The organism is Algoriphagus sp. (assembly GCF_024305035.1).
In the GTDB taxonomy this organism is placed as follows: domain Bacteria; phylum Bacteroidota; class Bacteroidia; order Cytophagales; family Cyclobacteriaceae; genus Algoriphagus.
Map to the genome: position 1 here is coordinate 27,907 of NZ_JAMWZB010000004.1, position 16,903 is coordinate 44,809.

Annotated in this window: 18 protein-coding genes and 1 tRNA gene; 17 read left to right on the plus strand and 2 right to left on the minus strand. The window is 40.2% G+C overall.

Annotated features, from left to right (window positions below; genetic code table 11):
• Positions 1 to 1,074, plus strand: coding sequence for an alanine/ornithine racemase family PLP-dependent enzyme (locus Q0L00_RS02930; protein ID WP_297335371.1), 1,074 nt, complete (start codon positions 1 to 3; stop codon positions 1,072 to 1,074).
• Positions 1,075 to 2,209: 1,135 nt separating this feature from the next.
• Here the strand turns inward: Q0L00_RS02930 and Q0L00_RS02935 are convergent.
• Positions 2,210 to 2,773 (minus strand): Crp/Fnr family transcriptional regulator, encoded by a 564-nt coding sequence (locus Q0L00_RS02935; protein WP_297335372.1) that lies wholly within the window; start codon positions 2,771 to 2,773, stop codon positions 2,210 to 2,212.
• Positions 2,774 to 2,859: 86 nt separating this feature from the next.
• On the opposite strand from Q0L00_RS02935, the gene Q0L00_RS02940 reads away from it, so the two are divergent.
• Complete coding sequence (locus Q0L00_RS02940) at positions 2,860 to 3,414, plus strand: porin family protein (RefSeq protein ID WP_297335373.1); 555 nt, start codon at positions 2,860 to 2,862, stop codon at positions 3,412 to 3,414.
• Positions 3,415 to 3,440: 26 nt separating this feature from the next.
• On the opposite strand, the gene ruvC is transcribed toward Q0L00_RS02940, so the two are convergent.
• Positions 3,441 to 4,016, minus strand: a complete 576-nt coding sequence (gene ruvC / locus Q0L00_RS02945) for a crossover junction endodeoxyribonuclease RuvC (RefSeq protein ID WP_297335374.1) — start codon at positions 4,014 to 4,016, stop codon at positions 3,441 to 3,443.
• Positions 4,017 to 4,037: 21 nt separating this feature from the next.
• Here ruvC and Q0L00_RS02950 point away from each other — a divergent pair, with 21 nt between their 5' ends.
• The 15 genes from Q0L00_RS02950 to Q0L00_RS03020 all read left to right on the plus strand — a co-directional run bounded on the left by Q0L00_RS02950 (position 4,038) and on the right by Q0L00_RS03020 (position 16,902).
• Positions 4,038 to 5,141 (plus strand): glycosyltransferase, encoded by a 1,104-nt coding sequence (locus Q0L00_RS02950; RefSeq protein WP_297335375.1) that lies wholly within the window; start codon positions 4,038 to 4,040, stop codon positions 5,139 to 5,141.
• Between the two features lie 33 nt (positions 5,142 to 5,174).
• Entirely contained in the window at positions 5,175 to 5,426 is a 252-nt protein-coding gene (locus Q0L00_RS02955) for a hypothetical protein (protein ID WP_297335376.1), read from the plus strand.
• Positions 5,427 to 5,428: 2 nt separating this feature from the next.
• Positions 5,429 to 6,640, plus strand: coding sequence for a PP2C family protein-serine/threonine phosphatase (locus Q0L00_RS02960; RefSeq protein ID WP_297335495.1), 1,212 nt, complete (start codon positions 5,429 to 5,431; stop codon positions 6,638 to 6,640).
• Positions 6,637 to 7,269 carry a polysaccharide deacetylase family protein gene (locus Q0L00_RS02965; protein ID WP_297335377.1) on the plus strand — a complete coding sequence of 211 codons (633 nt, stop codon included), beginning with the start codon at positions 6,637 to 6,639 and terminating at the stop codon, positions 7,267 to 7,269. Before Q0L00_RS02960 ends, Q0L00_RS02965 begins: the two co-directional genes overlap by 4 nt.
• The gene (locus Q0L00_RS02970; RefSeq protein ID WP_297335378.1) at positions 7,266 to 8,366 is read left to right on the plus strand and encodes a glycosyltransferase family 2 protein; all 1,101 of its coding nucleotides are present in this window, start codon (positions 7,266 to 7,268) and stop codon (positions 8,364 to 8,366) included. The genes Q0L00_RS02965 and Q0L00_RS02970 overlap by 4 nt, the downstream gene beginning before the upstream one ends.
• On the plus strand, positions 8,363 to 9,145 hold the full coding sequence (locus tag Q0L00_RS02975) for a TatD family hydrolase (protein WP_297335379.1): 783 nt from the start codon (positions 8,363 to 8,365) through the stop codon (positions 9,143 to 9,145). Before Q0L00_RS02970 ends, Q0L00_RS02975 begins: the two co-directional genes overlap by 4 nt.
• The gene (locus Q0L00_RS02980; protein WP_297335380.1) at positions 9,135 to 10,202 is read left to right on the plus strand and encodes an asparaginase; all 1,068 of its coding nucleotides are present in this window, start codon (positions 9,135 to 9,137) and stop codon (positions 10,200 to 10,202) included. The genes Q0L00_RS02975 and Q0L00_RS02980 overlap by 11 nt, the downstream gene beginning before the upstream one ends.
• Positions 10,203 to 10,299: 97 nt before the next feature.
• Positions 10,300 to 10,387, plus strand: a tRNA-Ser gene (locus Q0L00_RS02985).
• A gap of 436 nt (positions 10,388 to 10,823) precedes the next feature.
• A complete protein-coding gene (locus Q0L00_RS02990; protein ID WP_297335381.1) occupies positions 10,824 to 11,051 on the plus strand; it encodes a hypothetical protein in 228 nt (75 codons plus the stop codon).
• Positions 11,052 to 11,743: 692 nt separating this feature from the next.
• Complete coding sequence (locus Q0L00_RS02995) at positions 11,744 to 12,559, plus strand: MotA/TolQ/ExbB proton channel family protein (RefSeq protein ID WP_297335382.1); 816 nt, start codon at positions 11,744 to 11,746, stop codon at positions 12,557 to 12,559.
• Between the two features lie 61 nt (positions 12,560 to 12,620).
• Positions 12,621 to 12,950, plus strand: coding sequence for a hypothetical protein (locus tag Q0L00_RS03000; RefSeq protein WP_297335383.1), 330 nt, complete (start codon positions 12,621 to 12,623; stop codon positions 12,948 to 12,950).
• A 1-nt stretch (position 12,951) separates the two neighbouring features.
• Complete coding sequence (locus tag Q0L00_RS03005) at positions 12,952 to 13,581, plus strand: biopolymer transporter ExbD (protein ID WP_297335384.1); 630 nt, start codon at positions 12,952 to 12,954, stop codon at positions 13,579 to 13,581.
• Between the two features lies 1 nt (position 13,582).
• Positions 13,583 to 14,047: a biopolymer transporter ExbD gene (locus tag Q0L00_RS03010; RefSeq protein WP_297335385.1), complete on the plus strand. Its 465-nt coding sequence runs from the start codon at positions 13,583 to 13,585 to the stop codon at positions 14,045 to 14,047.
• Positions 14,048 to 14,111: 64 nt separating this feature from the next.
• A complete protein-coding gene (locus tag Q0L00_RS03015) occupies positions 14,112 to 15,437 on the plus strand; it encodes an MFS transporter (RefSeq protein ID WP_297335386.1) in 1,326 nt (441 codons plus the stop codon).
• Complete coding sequence (locus Q0L00_RS03020; protein WP_297335387.1) at positions 15,430 to 16,902, plus strand: NAD(P)H-hydrate dehydratase; 1,473 nt, start codon at positions 15,430 to 15,432, stop codon at positions 16,900 to 16,902. Before Q0L00_RS03015 ends, Q0L00_RS03020 begins: the two co-directional genes overlap by 8 nt.
• Position 16,903 lies beyond the last annotated feature (1 nt).

Consider the following 16,903-nt stretch of genomic DNA (forward strand, 5'->3'; position numbering starts at 1 on the left):
ATGGCTTATTTAACATTAAATCGAACCAAGCTGAAGGATAATTTTGAATTTCTGAAAGCAACATTCAATGAAAGTAAAGTAGCCTGGGGAGTAGTGTCCAAGCTACTTTGTGGTAACCGACTTTTTTTGCAGGAATTGATCAACCTGGGGGTGGATGAAATTCACGATAGCCGAATCAGTAATTTGGCAATGATTAAAAAATTGAACCCAGAGGTTCAAACTGTTTACATTAAACCTGTGTCCAAGCGTAATGTGGGCAAAATGGTCGAGTTTGCTGATGTTAGTTTGAATAGTGAGCTGGAAACTATTCACTGGATTAGTGAGGAGGCGGTGCGGCAGGATAAAAAGCACAAAATCATCATCATGGTTGAAACTGGTGATTTGCGAGAAGGCGTAATGGGCGAACAATTGCTTGATTTCTACTCAGAGGTGTTTAACCTTCCCAATATTGAGATTATTGGTTTGGGCACAAACCTAAACTGCCTCAACGGGGTCATGCCGTCAACGGACAAACTGATCCAACTTTCCCTTTATAAACAGATTATTGAATTAAAGTTTACTAAAGAAATTCCATGGGTATCTGCGGGAACCTCGGTGACAATCCCATTGATGCTAACTCAGCAACTTCCTAAAGGCATAAATCACTTTAGGGTAGGGGAGACCTTGTTTTTTGGGGTGGATCTTTTTGAAGAGAAATTAATTGAAGGAATGCATGGGGATGTATTTGAGTTACATGCGGAGATTATTGAAATGCAGGAAAAACCGCTTTTACCAGTAGGTACGCTTGCAGCAAATCCACAAGGTGAGGTTCTGGAAATTGATGAATCGCTGTACGGACAAACATCCTATCGGGCCATCGTCGATATCGGATTATTGGATGTAGATCCGAAATACCTGATCCCTTCTGATCAAGATATTGAGATCTTAGGAGCTAGTTCAGATATGTTGATTATTAATTTGGGTAAAAATCCCAATGCCTATAAGGTAGGGGATATCATGTCATTTCAGCTTAAATACATGGGGGCCCTAAGTATTCTCAACTCAAATTATGTGGATAAAAAATTGATCGATTAATCGATTAAGTCTCCGTTAATTTCTGGATTGCTGTTTTGTTCCGCCCACGGATTGATCCAATTTGGAATCAGTTTTACCCCTTCATTGTCCACCTTCCTTATTTCGATTTCGGACAGGGCCATTCCCACTTGGTATTTTGATGCAAAAGGAGAAATTCTTGGGTAGCCTATCCAAGGAGAAATTTTCTGCGCCTATTCCAGCCCCAACGGGTGTAGTTCGAATGCCCAATTTTAGAGGAATACATCCGCCATATTTCAACAAGAGGGCTGTAGTCCTTGCCGGACTTCCCACTACGTGGCCAAAAAGATTTTGAGAATGGTGTATTCTAATCGACTGCCTTAGATTCCCTCTTCTTGGAAAAGAGAGGCAAGGTATGGATCAACTATACCATTTTGAAAGGGAGCTGATAGGTTGCTTATGTACCGTGTTTGTATTTACCCCCCCCCCCCCCCCCCCCCCCCCCTGAATCCAGCTGACCTTGGGGAAAATTGAGCTATCGGTAGGTTGGGATTGGATCCCATCTCCTGACGGTTTTTTTATGCTGAAGGCCTGCACGAGGATATTTTTTCGACTAGTTTACTCCCTGTTAGGCTCTCTATTGGGTTTCCATAGAAAAGGATACGTTGTTCCACTCTTTCAACTTTAATCCTTACATTTTCTTATTAGTCAATGGTAATGGTGCCTTTAAGCCATAAAATCCGAATGGGATCTTGGTTGAAGTCCATCTTCGGGAAGAATAAAATCTCCAATTAATTGCACGACTTGTAAATACTTAGTTCGTGGGAGTTGCGAAGAATCAAAAAAATGCAAAGCAGTAGCTTACCTATAAGAGGAAGAGAGAAAAAATTAGAAACGGAAAGAGCAGGATTGGGTAGTCTACCTTGACAGGGCTTTGCCAATAGTTTACAAATTGAATGCTCTTTTACCAAAAGAAATGGAGTCATGAAATCCCTATCAGGATCAACCTCACGCAGAGCGATGATTATCTGGGGGCATTTCATGTGACTTTTGAAAATCAATTATAGACATCTAAAATCGAGCACGATGCAGTCAACACACAGTTGGAGGATTGTAAAATGTGCGAGATTCCATCTGACGGCTGAAAAACAAATTATAAACAGATAAAAGTCAACTTCTAAATTTTTGCTCGAATTCGGCTGAGGGTTTCTATCGTCATGTCTAAAAATGAGGCAATTTGCCCCACCGAAGCTTTTTGTATGATTTTAGGTTTATTATCCATCAATTCAAGATACCGGCTTCTGGCTGATTTGAATTTTGAAAAAATCTGTTGCTCCTCCAGGGCAATGTAGTATTTCTCCAAAATCATCCGGTAAGCTCTTTCCATCTCCGGGAATTTTTCAAAACATTCCTGTAGATCGCTGTGAGAAATTCGATATAGCAATGATTTTTCCAGAGTTTCGATCGTTTCATAACTGGGTTTTCGGGTGATAAAAGAATGCATAGCAGTCACAAATTCCCCTTCTAAGGAAAATGAAACAGTGATATCCCGATTTTCACGAATATAAAAACTCCGAGCTGAGCCCTCTGAAATGTAATATAAATAATTGCTCACTTGACCTTCTCGCTCCATTTTGAAGCCTTTTTCAGCTTTGATTTCTTCCAATTTGGCGATAAAAGCCAACCTCGCCGCCTCACTAACGGTGGTAATGTTTTCAAAAAGGCCCGATGATTGTTTCATATTTTTTGAGTAAAAAAAAGGAGAGTATTCAAGCGGATTAACGTAGATCTGCTAGTTTTAATGGAAATTTAAAACATTAAGCACATATGAGAAAGATTTTAATCTTATTCTTCGTCCTAAGCTTCTATTTTACAGCAGAGGCTCAATTTGGAATTCGGGCTGGATTTTCTTCGTCCAATTTTTCAAATACAAATTTCAATGCCAATCCGGGTGTCCATTTTGGAGGATATTACACCATCCTGGCTTCAGAATTTATCAGTGTAGAACCCGGAATTCAATTTTCCCAGAAGGGATTTGAGACGGTGGATCCCCCTACAGCCAATGATATAGACGAGCGCCTGAATTATTTAGATGTTCCCCTTTTGCTGAGATTAAACTTTTTGCCAGCGGTGAATGTTTTTGCCGGACCTCAGTTTGGGGCATTGATTTCGAGAAAACGAACAGAAGAAGGCAATAATCAAACCTCCACCGAACCCGTTCGCGGATATGATATCAGTGGAGTAGTGGGGTTGCAAGCACTTTTTCCTGCAGGGATTAATCTACAAGTTAGTTATGATTTGGGCTTGACCAGTGTCAATTATTTTGGACAAGATGCCAATAATCAGGTTTTAAAGCTTTCCATCGCTTATGATTTTAATTAAGAATAAAGGCTTGATCATTCAAGCCTTTATTTTTTTATCCGATCGGGATTTTCGTCGATAAAGGATTTCCAGCCAGCATTTCTTCCCCGAGTCTGCACCCGTCCTTCGTGAAAATGATGGCAAAGTGCAACGGCAAGGGCATCAGTGGCGTCAAGGAGTTTGGGGATTTCGGTCAGATTAAATAAGGTTTGCAGCATGGCGGCAACTTGCTCTTTTGAAGCATTCCCGTTTCCGGTAACCGATTGTTTCACTTTTTTGGGAGAATACTCGGTAATTGGAATTTCACGTGCCAATGCCGCTGCCATCGCTACCCCCTGTGCTCTTCCCAGTTTTAGCATAGATTGGATATTAACTCCGTAAAAGGGAGCTTCCAAAGCTACTGTATCGGGCAAAAATTCATCAATTATTCCCGTGATTCGTTCAAAAATCTTCTTTAACTTAAGTTCGTGGGTTCCGTATTTTTTGAGATGGATGACTCCGTATTGAAGGAATTTGTATTTTTTACCTTCAGTGAGAATCAATCCATAACCCATTACGGTGGTGCCTGGATCGATACCTAAGATGATTTTTTCCTTTGTCTCTTTTTTTGCTTCTTTACTCACCTTTGCAAGTTAGTCGAAAAGATGATCAATTTTTACCTGTTTTGGCTCTTATTCTATGTCCTGTTTCTTTGCATGATGGCCAGAAAGTGGTCGTCTCAAAAAACCGGGAATGTTCAAAATTTGAATGGAGATCAAGTTTCCCTGATCATTCCTTTTCGAAATGAATCCCATAATGCAGAAGAACTTTTCAGGCAACTAGCAAAAGTTACTGAAGATGTAAGTGAAATCTTACTGATCAATGATCAAAGTGAGGACGATTCTCGGGATATTTTCCTAAGGCAAGCCGAAAAGAATGAACGAATAAAAATATGGGATAGTCCAGGTATAGGAAAAAAGGCAGCGGTAGAATTCGGAGTGGCCAAGGCGAAGGGTTTGATTATTTTAGTTTCGGATGCAGATTGTTTTTTATCGGAAACCTGGATTAAGAAAATGCTGGAGCCTTTTTCCGATGCGAAGGTTCAACTCGTCGCTGGTCCGGTACTTTCGAAAGTCGAACGAATTGGATTTTTTGATTGCTTTCAGCAGATTGAATGGGCCAGTATCCTGCTGATGACCCAGTTTTTTTTTCGAATTCATAGACCGCTCATGTGTAGTGCCGCCAATCTGGCTTACCGAAAAAAGGCTTTTGTATCATTGGGGGGGTATTCAGGCAATGCTGATATCGCCTCTGGCGATGATGAGTTCTTACTAAAAAAAATCGTAAAAAAATATGGAGCAGCCGCTTGCCACTATCAGATTGATCGAAGCGCTTTGGTTTTGACTCGTCCGCAAGAGGATTTTTTTGCCTTGATTAATCAGCGGATGCGATGGGCTGGAAAGTGGAGACAAAAATCATCTATTTTGCACTGGATAACCCCGGTGGTATTTGCTTTATTTCAAGCAATTTGGATTTCAAGTATGTGTCTGCCTTTTTTTGGGGGAATTTATATCCTGCTTTTTTTGGGAGTGTGGGGAGTAAAAGTTGGAGGGGAAAGCTTGGTGCTGGGTAAGGTCCTGCGAAGTCTTGGGAAAAAGTTACCAATCAGCGACTTTATAAAAACCAGTTTTTTTCATCCATTTTATGTAATTAGTACGGTTTCTGGGGTCTTTTTTTGGAAATTTGTCTGGAAAGGGAGAAGCGATTGATTTTGCTTAATTTAGCATCAAGAAAAATAAATTATGAGTGACGAGGAATTTGATTTACTGGACGAGTTGTATTTCGTTCAGTCCTTTTCTTATTTGAAAGAAAGTTTGGGTTGGGAGGAGTCACTCTTGTTGGAAACACTGGATTCCTTGTATCAGAAATCGTTTATTAAGTGTCTTTCAGCTCCTGATCTAGAGCGATTTGACCAGGTTCAACTTAAAATTGAGGGAAAAAATTTATACTTCCTTGCAACCAAAAAAGGCCTAATGGCCCACAATGCCCTTTGAATTTGATATCAGAAAATCATAAATATCAACGGAAAGAACTGGAATTGAAGGCACTGCTTGAGATCACCCAAGCCATCAACGAAAACCAGTCTGAGTCCGTACTTGTCAATATATTTAAATTCACCTGTCTGGTGCATCTCAACATCAACTCGCTTGTTTTGTATGTGCTCAAAGAAGGTGGTTTTGAAAAAAAGATTGCGCATGGACTCAAAGGGTCCGTGCCTGAATTTATTCGGGAGGCGGAAGTATCGGATAAAGGGAAAAAAAACCAGTTTCGTCTGGATTTTGAAGAACGAAGGGACTTTTTGGAGTTTGAAACGGCTCTGCCAGTTTACCATAAAGAAAAGATGCTGGCTATTTTGTTTTTGCGTAGTAAAGATCCTGAATTGGAATTGAATTTAGACTTTACCCAGGCAATAGCTAATATTTTGGTGGTGGCTTTGGAAAATAAACGTTTTGCCCGAAAGCAAGTAGAGCAGGAAATCCTAAACAGGGAAGTAGCGATTGCCTCACAAGTGCAGCAGATGCTTTTTCCGTCGATTTTGCCCAATCAAGAAAATTTAAAAGCAAAAGTGACTTATATCCCTCATAGCATGGTGGGGGGAGATTACTATGATTTTGTTCAACAATCTGAGGATGTAATTTATTTTTGCGTGGCCGATGTTTCGGGAAAAGGGATATCAGCGGCACTATTGATGTCTAATTTCCAGGCCGCTCTTCGGACCTTACTCCGCAGTAATGCCGACATGGAGACCATGGTGCATCAGCTGAATTATACGCTTTTCGAAAATACTAAAGGTGAGCGGTTTATTACTTTTTTTCTGGGGAGGTTTAATTTGAAAACCCGACAGCTTCACTATGTAAATGCAGGTCACAACCCTCCAATACTGTGTTGGGAGTCAGAGAGAAGGAGTGAATTATTGGAGGCTGGAACCACTATTCTCGGTGCATTTGAGCGGTTGCCTTTTTTAGAAATCGGTACTCGGAATATCCCTTTCAATTTCACGATTCATCTATATACCGATGGCTTGACTGAAACTTTGGATGAGTCTGAACAGGAGTTTGGAGAACAGCGACTGCAGGATTTTGTGAGAGGACATTTTTGTATAAATCCGGAAGACTTTCATCAGGAATTTCTGGAGGTGTTATCTCAGTTTTCCGGAAAGGTGCCCTTACGAGACGATTTGACTTTATTTAGTATCCGAGTCAGATGAAACGCTATTTTCATCGGACCCCAGCTTTGTTTTCGGCGCTTTTTCCGAAACGAATTTGGACGATGCCTGCAGATAGACGGTCTGTTTTTTTAACCTTTGATGATGGGCCTGTTCCTGGTGTGACGGATTATGTTTTAAATGAATTGGAAAAGCGAGGGCAAAAAGCCACCTTCTTTGTGGTGGGGGACAATGTGGGGAAAAATCCTGCTTTAGCTCATCAAATTATTGCTGCCGGTCACATTTTGGGAAATCATACCTTCAATCATCTCAATGGCTGGAGAACTGACTCGGATCTATACCTACAAAATGTGGATCGATGTCAAAAAATGCTTGAGGATCTTCTGGGTTTCAGTCCCACTTTTTTTCGACCTCCTTACGGATTACTTAAAAATAGTCAAGCCAAAATCCTCCAGAAAAAGTATCAAATTGTGATGTGGAGCTTATTGTCGGGAGATTTTGATTTGAGCTTGGGTAAAGATTTGATCCTTGAAAAATTAAAAAAAGGAACAAACTCAGGGGCAGTGGTGGTTTTTCACGATCAGGAAAAAACAAAGCAGGTTATTCGGAGGGTTTTGCCGGAATATTTGGATTTTTTATCTGACCAAGGTTGGGAAACTGAAGGCTTATGATTTTGGCTTTTTTTGTGCTAGGCATATTGATCTTACAATATGTCTTTTTGTGGGTTTATCATCGTTTTTTCTTTAAAATTTTTGAAAATAATGTTGAGGGATTTCCACTGGTATCCATCCTAGTTGCGGCAAGAAACGAAGAATACCATCTCCCAAAGCTGCTTGATTCATTTGCACAATTAAATTACCCTTCGGAAAAAATCCAATTTTTGTTTGTCGATGACCTCAGTCAGGATGCCACAGCTATGATTTTAGAGCATTGGTGTGCAAATCGGGAGAATGCAAAGTGGATTAAGCTTGAATCCAAGGATATATTTTGCAAAAGCCCCAGCCCAAAGGCCAATGCACTGGCATTTCTGGATGAACATGCCATCGGTGATTATTTGTTTTTCACTGATGCGGATTGTCAAGTTCCCAAAACCTGGATAACAGAGTTACTTTCCAGTTTTGCAAGTCCGATAGGAGTGGTTCTGGGAATAACGCAAGTATCAGGTGAGAATTGGCTCGCCCGATTGCAACGAATGGACTGGTGGTTTACCTTGGGTTTGGTTAAGATCGCGTCTGATTTAGGAATTCCCACCACCGGTTTGGGAAATAATATGGCGATCAAAAAGACAGCCTATTTGGCTTGTGGAGGATTTTCTGAAGTTTCAGATAGTTTGACAGAGGATCTCGAAATCAGTCGAGCCATTCAGAGAGTAGGGTTTCAAATTCGATTTCAACTCAGCCCTGGTGCATTGGTTTCTACCAAAGCGGAATCTAGCTTAGTGAGCCTACTTGCCCAACGGAAGCGATGGATGTCAGGGGCTATGACCTTACCTTGGTATTGGAAGCTTGCCTTATTTTTCCAGGTGTTGTATTTTCCAACGGTGATTTATTCCTTCTTTACTTGTCCTCTTTTGGGTTTGGTTTTGGCGGTGATAAAGATGGGCTTGCAGGGTTTGTTTTTGAAACAAACGGCTCTAAAAGCCAACCAGTCACTTTCTACAGTCTTTGCCTTGCTTTTTGATTTTTACTTCTTCCCGCTATCTGTGCTGACAATTCTTTATTACTTTTGGCCTTCTGCCACCAAATGGAAATCCCGGAGATATTCATGAACCTGATTGATACCCACGCCCATATTTATTCTTCCAAATTTGACTCAGATAGAGATGAAGTCATTGAAGCCATCAAAAGTGCTGGTGTGGAACGGATTTACATGCCCAATGTAGATGTAACAACTATTGATCAAATGCTGGCATGTGAAAAGCAATACCCGGATTTTTGTATTCCCATGATGGGCTTACACCCTTGCGATGTAAAGGAGGATTATTTGGACCAGTTGAAAGTCATGAGGAATTGGCTTGAAAAAAGATCATTTGCCGCGGTAGGAGAAATTGGGCTGGATTTGTACTGGGATAAAAGTTTTTTTGAGCAACAGAAATTGGCCTTTAAAGAACAAATCCAATGGGCGAAAGAGTTTGACTTGCCGATCGTCCTTCATTGTAGAGAATCGATGGACGAAACCATTGAGATTGTCCGTGATTTGCATGATGGTAAATTGAAAGGAATATTTCACTGCTTTACCGGAAATTTGACCCAGGCCATGCAGATAATTGAAATGGGATTTTTGCTGGGTATCGGTGGGGTAAGTACCTATAAAAATGGAGGACTCGATCGGGTAATTCCACATGTACCCCTCGAGCACCTGGTATTGGAGACGGATGCTCCGTATTTGGCTCCTGTTCCTCATCGAGGAAAACGAAACTCCCCGCAATATTTACCATTTATTGCCGAGCGGGTTGGGGATTTACTTCGGGTCAACGCATCGGAAGTAGCCCTGAAGACCAAGGAAAACGCATTACGACTTTTCAAGGAAATTACATATGAATTATAAAATCGTAAGACTGAATACCCGAATCAAATCGAGCCGAACTTCCTCTGTATTGATCATTTATACCGGGGGTACTTTGGGTATGGCCTATGATGAAAGCGGAGCTCTGGTACCTTTTAATTTTGGTCAGATTCTGGAAAAAATACCTATTCTTTCCAATATGGACATTGCCATTACTGTCATTTCTTTTCCAGAACCGATTGATTCCTCTAATGTTTCGATGAGTCATTGGGTGGATATGGCTTATATCATTACCGAGAATTATGACAGCTACGATGGGTTTGTGGTGTTGCATGGTACCGATACCATGGCGTATTCGGCTTCAATGCTGAGTTATATGCTTCAGGGGTTGAATAAGCCAGTGATTTTTACCGGTGCGCAGTTGCCGATTTCTGCAATGCGCTCCGATGCTCGAGAAAATCTCATGACCAGCCTGGAGATTGCTACTGCCAAAATTGACGAGATTCCAATTGTACCGGAAGTGTGTATCTTTTTCAATCATATGCTGCTCAGAGGAAACCGAGCCAAAAAAGTGCAGTCGGTTCACTTTGATGCTTTTGAGTCCGAAAATTACCCTTCATTGGCAGAATCTGGTATAGTCATCGATTACAATACGGCTGCTATTCGACCCTATGAGCCCCATCGGAAACTGATAAATAGAAATCAGTTGGATAATCGGGTGATGATTTTGAAGCTTTTTCCTGGAATAACTGAGAAAGTCATGGATGCTTGTTTTGCCATTGAAGGCCTGCGAGGGGTAGTTTTGGAAACCTATGGTTCAGGTAATAGCCCAAGTGAGGCGTGGTTTATGAAATCATTGGAACGGGCAATTCAAAGAGGGGTAATCATTTTGAACGTATCTCAATGCAATGGGGGGCGAGTAATTCAGGGTAGGTACGAGACTTCCAAAGAGCTGCTGCAGGTAGGTGTAGTCAGTGGGGCGGATATGACCACGGAGGCGGCGGTAACCAAATTGATGTTTTTACTCGGTCAGGAAAAAGAGCTAAGTGAAATCCGCAGAAAACTAACCCTTCCTTTGGTAGGAGAAATGACCACTTAGAAAAAGGACATTCCTTTTAGGCTGTAAATTTGGAAAGAGGAAGAATAATTAATTTCTTTGCACTCCGATTTGGATAGCGAATCGTTAAAAATCAACTAGAGAGGTGTCCGAGTGGTTGAAGGAGCACGCCTGGAAAGTGTGTATACCCCTAAAGGGTATCGAGGGTTCGAATCCCTTCCTCTCTGCAAGTAAACACCCTAATCATTTGAAGAACAACTGGTTAGGGTGTTATTTTTTAAATTAGTAGGGAAATGGTCCAGATTAATGAATGGGAGCATGCATGTTCCGCCGTAGTTTTCCATCGGACTAGTCTGTCGTTTTTTTATGTCTTGATGAAATACTAAATAAGCCCTTACTAGACCCGATCGAGCCTTGAAATTGGTTAATTCGGAAAGAAAACTAAATTTTATCGAGTACCAATCCTCGTATAATTCGTATCCTTTAAGGTGTACGATGCAAAAAAAATTTAGAATCCAAAAAGAAATTTCAGTGCCACAAATTATCCCAAAAGGAAAAAGCTGAAGGAACCGAGGCTAACCAGCCTAATTCCAAACTTCGAAAGTGCTTAGAACAGGGCTGAGGTCATTCCATAATTCATGGTTCACCAAAAATCAAAAAATTATGGAAGCGTTAATTGCATCATTCCACTTTAAAGAAGTCGCAGAAATCACTCTGGCGTATCGACTTAAAATCAAAGCAAGTCAACGTCCAAAAGTTACTTGTTCCAGGCAAGTTTATAATGTCTTGTTGAAGTTCTGGAGTTCTGATGCACTGGATTACCTAGAGCAATTTCAAAAACGGAATAAGAAAAGGGTTTTCTTAGCAAAAAACAAGAAGGATGAAGCATGAAAAAAGAGCCGTGAATAACGAAACCACTTTATTCCACTTGGCAGATTTAATTGCTTAAAAGTTGGTCTTTCACATCAAATATCGGTTCAATGTCACCAACTATTTTGACCACATAACCTATTAAGTGAAAATCCTCAGGACTTTTGACTAAAAAATGCCAAGCTATTTCAGGATGAGACAAGTTGCTCAATCCTTAGATCTCCCTCCAGCTTTGATCGATCAATTCGCGGAAGAATTTGTATAGTAACTTACATGCCAAATCTTCCATTTCGGTTATCCCATGACTTAAATCAAGACCCTGAATGCTCAACTGGTATTTTTCTCCGAAATAGGATATTCAACTTTTCAGAATTTTATTTTAATAATTTACTGATTTCGTAAGATACTTCTGAGATGAAAAAATAAGTTGACCGATCACCAAAATTCTTGTTTATAATCACAATTTTATTTTTGATTCTGATAAAAAATGAGAACCTTTCGAGCAGTTTTAAAGAAAGTCAATCTTCTAAAGTGAAGAATAAAAATTGTCCGCTTGTGTAAAAAATGCCTAAATCATGCATTAAATGCGGACTTTTCGAAAAAAATCTAAGGAAGTGCATTGTTTTTTGAATGTAAAAAATGATAACTTTAAAACTCGATTTTACTTAAGAAACCATTTAACCTTTATCAAAAGTCTATTTAAAATTCACATTATGAGAAAGTTAATCGCTTTGTTCATGCTTGCAGGTATTCTATTTGCGCCTGTTTTCGCTAACGCACAAGAAGCAGAATCAGATTCTGTCGTTCAGGAAGAAGAAACTACCCCAGTCGTAGAGGAAGAGCCTGAGGCCACTCCTTCTATGGTAGATGATGATATCGTCGCTGAGGAGCAAAGCTTCCACCAAGTAGTTAAAGAGAAGTTTATCGAAGGTGATCCTCTTTACATGTCTCCAGTATTACTTTGTTTAATTCTTGGATTGGCAGTGGCTTTGGAAAGAATCATTACTCTAAACCTTTCTACTACCAACACCAAAAAGCTGTTGAACAAAGTGGAAGAAGCTTTGGCATCTGGAGGCATCGAAGCCGCTAAAGATGTAACCAAAAGCACCAAAGGTCCAGTTGCTTCTATCTTTACTCAAGGTCTGATGAGATACTCAGAAGGTATCGAAATGGTAGAAAAGTCAATCATCTCCTATGGATCTGTAGAAATGGGTAGATTGGAAAAAGGCCTAGTTTGGATTTCGCTTTTCATCTCTCTTGCTCCAATGCTTGGGTTCATGGGTACAGTAATCGGTATGATTGGAGCATTTGACTCTATCGAAGCAGCCGGTGATATTTCTCCATCCCTAGTTGCAGGTGGTATTAAAATCGCCCTTTTGACTACCGTAGCTGGTTTGATCGTTGCGATCATCCTTCAGTTGTTCTACAACTACTGCGTAGCAAAAATCGATTCCTTGGTTAACGACATGGAGGATGCTTCAATCTCTTTGGTGGATATCCTTGTAAAGCACAAATTGACTGGTAAGTAATTCTTACATGTCTTTTTGATGATTTTCAACTCATTCAAGTTAACCCCAAAGAAGAAACATTATGGATACTTATGACATCTTTCTCTATGCAGGATATCTATTGATTGCCTTAGGAGCGCTCTTCGCGATTGTTATGCCTTTAATCAAGTCATTGGACAATCCCAAATCTCTCCTTAAGACGGCGTTAGGTATAGTGGGCATAGTTATATTGTTCTTCATCGCTTATTCAGTCTCTAGCAATGAAGTACTACCTAAATTTGAAGCAGATCCTTTCAATTTGACGCCTCAGGGTTCTCAGATGGTGGGAGGTATGCTGATCACAACCTATATTTTAGCGATTGTCGCTTTGATAGGGATTGTGTTTACTGAATTAAATAAAGCTATTAAGTAATATGGCCAGAAAGAAAAATAGAATGAGTCAGGAGGTCAATGCAGGATCTATGGCAGATATTGCTTTCCTGCTCCTGATCTTCTTTCTCGTCACTACTACGATCGCTTCGGATAAAGGGATTCTCAACGTTCTTCCTCCCAAGCTTGATCCAAACAATCCTCCTCCGGAAATTGATAAAAACGAACGAAATATCTTCACGATATTAGTTAACGCAAATGATCAACTTTTGGTAGAAGGAGAGTATGCTGAACCAGAAGGTTTGGATGAAGAAATAAAGCTCTTTGTCTTGAATTTTGGTCAGCCGGATGAAGAGGCATCTGCTTTGTACAATTCATTGCCAGCTTCTTTAAGAGCTCTTTCTCAACGAGATCCTGAATCTTCGGATCATCCTGGTGAGGCTGTGGTTTCAATAAAAACTAATCGTGGTACGAGCTATGAGCGGTTTTTGGAAGTGTTTGATTTAGCAAAGAAAGCTTATTTCGACATTTACGCAGCTCGAGTTAATCTAACTACCGATGAGTATCGTGCCTTGAGTGGTAAAGATGCTGCTGAGCAGGCCTTGATTGATAAAGGCAAGGAAAATTTACCCATGGCAATCTCGATTGCAGAACCAGATAAAATAGGAAGTTGATATGGCAAAGTTTAGTAAGAAAACAAAAACTTCTGAAAATATCCCGACTTCAGCGTTGCCGGATATTATCTTCATGCTTCTTTTCTTCTTTATGGTTACCACTGTATTGAGAGAGCAGGAGATTTTGGTTGAGCAAAAAATTCCTCAGGCTACCCAGCTTCAAAAGCTTCAGAAAAAAACACTGATCTCCTACATTTATATAGGTAAGCCTAAAAACACAGCGCTTTATGGTTCTGAGCCTCGAATTCAGGCCAATGATGCCTTATTGAATACTGCAGATATCGTTCAGTGGGTCAATAGAGAGCGGGATGCACTTCCTGAGGCTGATCGTCCAATGATTACCATTTCTATGAAAGTAGATAGAGATGTTAAAATGGGACCTATTTCAGATGTTCAAACTGAGCTTAGGGATGCTGATGCTCGTCGTGTCCTTTATGCATCTGTAGGTAAAGTAGACCGGAATTAACTAGTATTGAAATTTAAATTAAATAAAGCTGTCTCTTTTGAGATGGCTTTTTTTTGTTCGCACTATGCTTGTTTCACTTAAGAATAAAAGGAAAGTTCAAAATTCTTGGGCTATGTACGACTGGGCAAATTCGGTATACAGTCTTGTGATTACTTCTACCATTTTCCCGGTTTATTATAATTCGGTTACACAAGGATTAAATGAATTCGATAAGGTGTCTTTTTTTGGCTTTGAGATAATCAATACGGTACTTTATTCCTATTCCATTTCTTTTTCATTTTTGATTATAGCCATTATTTCTCCGTTGCTTTCGGGGGTGGCAGACTCTAGCGGGAAAAAACTTGAATTCATGAAGTTTTTCGCCTATCTAGGTTCAATAGCCTGTATGGGACTTTTCTTTTTTGATGCGAACAATATTGAGTGGGGAATTGGTTGTAGCGTGATTGCAAGTATTGGCTACGCAGGAAGTATTGTATTTTACAATGCCTATTTACCCGAGATTTCTGAAGAAAGTGAGTATGATTTATTGAGCGCAAAGGGATTTGCTCTTGGATATATTGGATCGGTGATCCTTTTGATAGTTAATCTCTTGATGATTCAAATGCCTCATTGGTTTGGTATTCCTGAAGGAGGTTTTGCGGCTAGATTCTCTTTTTTGATTACCGGTCTTTGGTGGGCAGGATTTTCTCAGATTCCCTTTCTACTTCTTCCCAAAAACCCGTATAATAAAAAAATTAAACGAAAATTTCTTTTTGTCGGCTACCAAGAAATAAAAAAGGTTTTTAGGGAAGTCCGTCAAATTAGGGTGATGAATCGCTTTCTAGCCGCCTTCTTTTTCTATTCGATGGGTGTACAAACAGTAATGTATCTGGCGGCTACTTTTGGTGATAAAGAATTGGGCTTGCCTGGTGATCAATTGATTATTACTATTTTGATTATCCAGTTTGTGGCAATTATCGGGAGCTATTTTTTTGCATTTATTTCAAAAAAATTTGGTAACAAATCTAGTTTGGTCGTCATGGTCTTGATCTGGACGATGATTTGTGGGGCTGCGTATTATGTATATACGGTTTATGAGTTTTTTGCCTTGGCATTTGTGGTAGGTTTGGTCATGGGAGGGATTCAATCTCTTTCCAGATCTACCTTTTCAAAATTAATTCCCCAATCAACTACCCAGCATGCGAGTTACTTTAGCTTTTATGATGTGACTGAAAAATTGGCAATTGTAATCGGTACCTTTTCGTATGGTGTGATCGAGCAATTCACAGGAAGCATGCGTAATTCAGCGCTTTCTCTGGGGATTTTCTTTTTGGTAGGCTTAGGTTTCCTAGTTCTAGTAAGTATTCCAAAAAAAGAATTGTCACCTCAACCTGAAATGACCCATGATTAAAATAATAACAGGTGAATCCGTTCATGTGCTTGATAAACTACATGTTGCACATTCCGGTCAGCGTAGTTTAGAGTTGATGGAACAGGCAGCACTAGCTTTTGTGGATTGGTTTCTGTTAAAATTTGAAAGAAAGTGGAACCGGGTTTTCATTTTTTGTGGAGCTGGAAATAATGGTGGGGATGGATTGGCAATCGCTAGGTTGCTTAGCAGTAAGGGTATTGGAGTCGATCTAATCAAGTGCTTTTCTCTAAATGCCAAGCTGAGTAAAGATGCTCAAGTGAATTTGGATCGTCTTCCAGATGAGGTTAATTCTACTTTTTTTAATTCTGATTTAGAAATAACAGAAGCTGCTGTGATCATTGATGCCTATCTCGGAGTAGGTTTAACAGGTAATTTGCGTGATAATGCAAAAGAGGTGATCAGGCTTATGAATGACTGTGGAGGAACCAAAATTGCCGTGGATATCCCAAGTGGGTTACCTTCGGATAAGATAGCAATTGAAGAGGCGTTTAAAGCGGATTATACGATTTCTTTCGCATTTCCAAAATTAAGTCTATTGATGCCGGAAAATGCCCGATACACCGGTGAGTTAGTGGTCAAGGATATTGGAATTAATCCTGCACTGTATGACAAATTTGACAGCTATTTCTACTTTCTAACTGGGATTGATATCCCTCCGCTTCATCGAAGGTTTCATCGGTTTTCACATAAGGGCGATTTCGGGAAAGTGCTTTTGATCGGGGGAAGTCCCGGTAAAATGGGAGCTTTACACCTTGCTGCAAAAAGTGCTCTTCGGACTGGCTCTGGATTGGTTACTTGTTTTCTTGATGAAAGTGAACGGATGATCTTGCAATCCTCTTTACCTGAGGCCATGTGTAGTTGGGGTGTATTTCCCAAGTTGGAAAACTATGATGCTGTGGGAGTCGGTCCCGGATGGGGTGTGGATTTAAGAATGAATTTTTTAGAGGATATTTTAAGAACCATCAATTGTCCATTGGTCATTGATGCAGATGCAATTACTATTTTAGCTAAGCGGCGGGTTTTGCTTGAGTTGTTACCCCAAAACACTATTTTGACTCCGCATCCCGGTGAATTTGACAGGTTACTTGGAAAATCTGAAGATCATCTGGAGAGAGTGCAAAAGGCGAGAAAATTTGCAAGGAGTCGTAAGGTGATTTTGGTCTTGAAGGGAGCAAACTCCGTTATTTCTTTACCTGACGGACGTCAAATTTTCAACAGTACGGGGACCAACTATATGGCCACAGGCGGTTCAGGAGACGTATTGACAGGAATGATTACGGCTTTTTTGGGAATGGGGTATTCTCCCGAAAATGCTGTGCTTTGTGCAGTTTATCATCATGGCCTGGCTGGAGAAATAGCAGGTTCTATAAAAAAACGAACAACCCTAGCCAGTGATTTGATCGAATGTATCTCAGACACCTATTGCCAGCTGGGAATAGACTGAA

Excerpts from the sequence above, each read along its gene's own strand:
- Q0L00_RS03000 (WP_297335383.1), top strand. The coding sequence starts at position 12,621 with ATGGATACTTATGACATCTTTCTCTATGCAGGATATCTATTGATTGCC.
- Q0L00_RS02970 (WP_297335378.1), top strand. The coding sequence starts at position 7,266 with ATGATTTTGGCTTTTTTTGTGCTAGGCATATTGATCTTACAATATGTC.
- Q0L00_RS02930 (WP_297335371.1), top strand. The coding sequence starts at position 1 with ATGGCTTATTTAACATTAAATCGAACCAAGCTGAAGGATAATTTTGAA.
- Q0L00_RS02975 (WP_297335379.1), top strand. The coding sequence starts at position 8,363 with ATGAACCTGATTGATACCCACGCCCATATTTATTCTTCCAAATTTGAC.
- Q0L00_RS02940 (WP_297335373.1), top strand. The coding sequence starts at position 2,860 with ATGAGAAAGATTTTAATCTTATTCTTCGTCCTAAGCTTCTATTTTACA.
- Q0L00_RS02965 (WP_297335377.1), top strand. The coding sequence starts at position 6,637 with ATGAAACGCTATTTTCATCGGACCCCAGCTTTGTTTTCGGCGCTTTTT.
- Q0L00_RS02935 (WP_297335372.1), bottom strand. The coding sequence starts at position 2,773 with ATGAAACAATCATCGGGCCTTTTTGAAAACATTACCACCGTTAGTGAG.
- Q0L00_RS03020 (WP_297335387.1), top strand. The coding sequence starts at position 15,430 with ATGATTAAAATAATAACAGGTGAATCCGTTCATGTGCTTGATAAACTA.
- Q0L00_RS02995 (WP_297335382.1), top strand. The coding sequence starts at position 11,744 with ATGAGAAAGTTAATCGCTTTGTTCATGCTTGCAGGTATTCTATTTGCG.
- Q0L00_RS02980 (WP_297335380.1), top strand. The coding sequence starts at position 9,135 with ATGAATTATAAAATCGTAAGACTGAATACCCGAATCAAATCGAGCCGA.
- Q0L00_RS02950 (WP_297335375.1), top strand. The coding sequence starts at position 4,038 with ATGATCAATTTTTACCTGTTTTGGCTCTTATTCTATGTCCTGTTTCTT.
- Q0L00_RS03005 (WP_297335384.1), top strand. The coding sequence starts at position 12,952 with ATGGCCAGAAAGAAAAATAGAATGAGTCAGGAGGTCAATGCAGGATCT.
- Q0L00_RS03010 (WP_297335385.1), top strand. The coding sequence starts at position 13,583 with ATGGCAAAGTTTAGTAAGAAAACAAAAACTTCTGAAAATATCCCGACT.
- Q0L00_RS03015 (WP_297335386.1), top strand. The coding sequence starts at position 14,112 with ATGCTTGTTTCACTTAAGAATAAAAGGAAAGTTCAAAATTCTTGGGCT.
- Q0L00_RS02955 (WP_297335376.1), top strand. The coding sequence starts at position 5,175 with ATGAGTGACGAGGAATTTGATTTACTGGACGAGTTGTATTTCGTTCAG.
- Q0L00_RS02990 (WP_297335381.1), top strand. The coding sequence starts at position 10,824 with ATGGAAGCGTTAATTGCATCATTCCACTTTAAAGAAGTCGCAGAAATC.